We start from the raw sequence: 1,453 nt of genomic DNA, 5'->3' as shown, positions 1-1,453 counted from the left end.
CAGTAACATTCAAAAATCGATTCGCAATAGCTATCAAAACCTACAAGCTCAACTCGATAACTTTGTACCAAGACGAGCTCAAAATTATCTTGTCGCTGAAATCGCAAAGACGCTTTGTGGTCAATATCATAAGTCCAATCGAATACTGGTAGCAGAAGCAGGCACAGGGATCGGTAAGTCACTTTCTTATTTGATGGCCGCTATACCAGTTGCCGTGCATAACAACCGCAAAGTCGTTATCTCAACGGCAACCGTCGCGCTTCAAGAACAGCTAGTGAATAAAGACCTTCCTCTATTCCGTCGTATTACAGACAGAGAATTCTCTTTCATTCTTGCCAAAGGTAGGCAGCGCTACTGCTGCGCAGAAAAGCTCGCAACAGCCAGTGGTGTGGATGGCGGTCAACTAGCGATGTTTGAGACCAAGCCAAAGAAAAAAGACATTGAATTACTGGAAACCATGTATCGCTCACTCGCTCAAGGGAAATGGGATGGTGACCGCGACGCTTGGCCTAAACCCATAGACGACCGCATCTGGCAATTGATTGTCAGCGACAAACACAGCTGTAATAACAGTTTGCCAGGTCACAGAGGGTGCCCGTTTCAAAAGGCTCGCTCTGAGTTAGATAAAAATGACGTGATCATCGCGAATCACTCTCTCGTTATGGCTGATGCTGACTTAGGTGGTGGCGTAATCTTACCAGAGCCAGAAAATACGATTTATGTCTTTGACGAAGCTCACCACCTGCCTCACGTCGCCCGTGATCACGCTTCAGCATCCGCAAGTTTAAAAGGCGCAGCAGCGTGGCTAGAGAAGCTGAATCAGTCAATCAGTAAATTTTCATCACTGGCTGATGAGAAACGTGTCGCTCGATTCCGCAATGACTTGCAAGACTCGGTGCAAAACTTAATACCAGCGCTCACTCAATTGACTAAACAATTCGATCCAGCTCAGTTTGAAGAAGGCATCTACCGCTTTGAACATGGCGAACTGCCTACTTGGCTAGAAAACCAATCTAAAGAGCTAAAGCAGTTCAGCAAGAAAGCAAACCAAAGCGTCGCGAAAATCGCCGATCTTATTGCAGAAAGAGTCAAAGATGGCGAACTCGCGGCAAGATTGGCCGAGCCTGCGCTCGCTGAACTAGGTTTCTATATTCAACGACTAGAGAACCTCGCTCAAGTTTGGCATTTAATGGCAGAGCCAACACGAGAAAAAGGAGCGCCTTTAGCGAGATGGCTAGAAACTCACCCCGATCGTGAAGGCGATTTTATTGTGAGTGTCTCCCCTCTTGAGATTGGATGGCAGCTAGACCAACAGATTTGGAGTCGTTGTATTGGTGCCGTATTAGTTTCAGCAACAATGCGAGCGTTGAACTCTTTCCACTATTTTTGCCATCAAGTAGGCATTGATGGAAAGCCAGAATCTGGGACTCAGTTTTTGGCACTCGCTTCGCCT

Annotated in this window: 1 protein-coding gene; it reads left to right on the top strand. The window is 46.7% G+C overall.

Annotated elements, in window-relative coordinates; translation table 11 throughout:
* Window positions 1-1,453 (top strand): ATP-dependent DNA helicase DinG (locus R7E00_RS23290; RefSeq protein WP_411978691.1); only part of this gene is annotated, 1,453 nt, incomplete at both ends.

Origin of the sequence: Vibrio sp. Vb1755, from assembly GCF_033338635.1 — a bacterium.
GTDB classification, from domain to species: Bacteria; Pseudomonadota; Gammaproteobacteria; order Enterobacterales; family Vibrionaceae; genus Vibrio; species Vibrio alginolyticus.
The sequence above is the reverse complement of the archived record's forward strand: the minus strand, read 5'-3'. Positions and strand labels throughout refer to the sequence as shown.